This window comes from Flavobacterium sp. (assembly GCF_043720215.1).
In the GTDB taxonomy this organism is placed as follows: Bacteria; Bacteroidota; Bacteroidia; order Flavobacteriales; family Flavobacteriaceae; genus Flavobacterium.
This window is the reverse complement of record NZ_JAYSSZ010000297.1, coordinates 1-2,454: the sequence shown is the minus strand read 5'-3', so window position 1 is coordinate 2,454 and position 2,454 is coordinate 1. Positions and strand designations below refer to the sequence as shown.

Annotated in this window: 1 protein-coding gene and 1 pseudogene; both read right to left on the bottom strand. The window is 31.3% G+C overall.

Translation table 11 applies throughout. The features are described from left to right. Positions 1-1,797 (bottom strand): aspartate kinase (locus ACHZC3_RS12900; RefSeq protein WP_394760285.1); only part of this gene is annotated, 1,797 nt, incomplete at its 3' end. An 88-nt stretch (positions 1,798-1,885) separates the two neighbouring features. Next, positions 1,886-2,454, bottom strand: a pseudogene (locus ACHZC3_RS12895) (homoserine acetyltransferase); the annotation flags it as partial.

Here is a 2,454-nt window from a genome sequence, read left to right as displayed (position 1 = left end):
ATCTATAAGAGGTAAACCCGCACCAACATTAGTTTCGTACAAATAATTCTTTTGGTTGTCTGCCAATGCTTTTCTTACTTTTTTGTAGAAATCATAACTCAACGTATTTGCTACTTTATTCGAAGATACTAAATCAAAACTATGCTCTGCTAATGAGATATAATTTTCGACAAATTTACTACTTGCAGTATTGTCTATCGCTATCAAATTCTCGAGATGATGTTCATTGGCGTAAGCAATAACACCTTGAATAGTATAAGGAATCCCGTTATTTTCGATTTCATTTTTCCAATCCTGAGTGATTCCGTTTTTGTTCAGTATTATTTTTTTAGAATTGGCAATAGCAAAAATATTAAGTTTAATATCCTTACGTTTTTCTATTATTGAAGCCGAATTTAAAATTTGATTGATTAGTGTTCCTCCAACCAAACCATGACCAAAAATAGCAATATTTATTTTCTTTGAAACTCCAAAAATTTCGCCATGAATAACATTTAATGCTTTGTTTAATTGTGATTTATTAACCACTAAACTCACATTTTTTCCCGTAACCGTATTATTAAAAAGAATCGGTACAATTTTATTTTTTATAAGTGCCGAATATGGTTTGTGGAAAGTACTTAAATCTTGTCCAATAATAGAAATTACCGAAACATCATCTATTGCAGAAATTTTATTAACATCTTTAGAATAAAAATCGTTTTCAAATTCTTTTTCTAATTCGATAATCGCTTTCGAAGCTTTATCGGCAGCAACAACAATTCCAATTCCACGCTCAGAGGAACCTTGAGAAATGATACTCACACTAATATTATGATCGCCCATTACTTTAAAAATACGTGCATCGACACCTGTTTTCCCAAGAAGTCCTCTTCCTTCAAGATTTACTAAAGCTACATTTTCTAAAACCGAAAGCGATTTTATTCCTTCTTTATCGGCAGTAGAAGTGATTAATGTTCCTTTATTTTCGTGATTGAAAGTATTTAAAACCCGAAGCGGAATATTTTTTTCTAACAAGGGAACAATCGTTTTAGCGTGAAGAATCGTAGCTCCAAAATTTGCTAACTCATTGGCTTCATTAAAAGAAAGAAAATCAATTTTTTTGGCATCGGAAACCAAATCTGGATTGGCAGTATAAATTCCGTCAACATGTGTATAATTTTGTAATTCTTCAGCATCGAGATAATTTGCAATTAATGAAGCGGTGTAATTACTACCATTTCTACCTAAAGTCGTTGTGTCATTATTGTTGTTTGAACCTATAAATCCTGTAATAACATTTACTGTTGTTCCGTTATTTTGTTTGAAATGATTAATGACATTTTTTTTCGACAAACTATCTAAAGGTTGGGCATTTCCGTAATTCTCGTCGGTTTTTATAAGCAAACGAGCATCTGAAAAGTGAGCATTTACTCCTTTTTCTTTCAATGCTTGTGTAACCACTTTGGCAGAAATAACTTCGCCTTGAGCCAAAACATTGTCCTTTATTTTCTTGCTATAATCTCCCAACAAAGTAACTCCTTCAAATGTTTTTTCTAGAAGCTGAAATTCTTCTGTTAAGTCTACTTGAAAATTAGCTTGTTGGTATTTTTTAAAAGCCGAAAACTGCTCTAAATACCCTTCCTTGTTTACTGCTTTTTCTAAAATTTCTTCTAATACATCAGTAGCATTAGCAATTGCCGAAACTACAACGGCAATTTTTTTGTTATTATTTACTTTGTCTAAAATAATTTCAATTGTTTTCTCAAATCCGTTTCCGTGGGCAAGTGATTTTCCTCCAAATTTTAATATTTTCATATGTATGTTTTTATTGTTTTTTAAAGGTCATATGTAATTCGCATAGCGTCGTTTACTGTTAATTCACAATATCGTTATGCTCATTTCATTATGCTGTTTGTTTATTTGTTATAAAAATTTTGTTTAAAATGCTGCCTAATTGTTCGTATTCTATCAGAAATGCGTCGTGTCCGTGTATGGAATTGATTTCGTGGTAAAACACATTTTGCTTTACTTTTTTCAAATCTTCATAGGTTTCTCGATTTTCATCGGCGGTAAAAAAATAATCGGTATCGACCGCTATAATGTGAATATTAGATTGAATGACTTTGGCAACTGTTATAAAATCTTTTCTATTTCTAGTAATATCGATTGTTTTTATAAGATGGTTCATCATTTTGTAGGAAGCCAATTGAAATCGTTTTTGCAATTTTTCTCCGTGATGAATTAGCCAACTTTCTATTTGAAATATATTTTTCAATTCGTTTTTCTCCCTGTTAAATTTTTGTTTTAATGATTGTGGTGTTCTGTACAAAAGCATAGCGTGTGATCTCGCATCAGGAATTGGAAAATTAGAATTGTTCAGAATTTCATCTTGAATTAATGTGTTAGCAATAACCCAATCCGAAGCTTTCCAATCTGAAGCAATGGGAATTAAATTTTCGATTGCAATGGGAT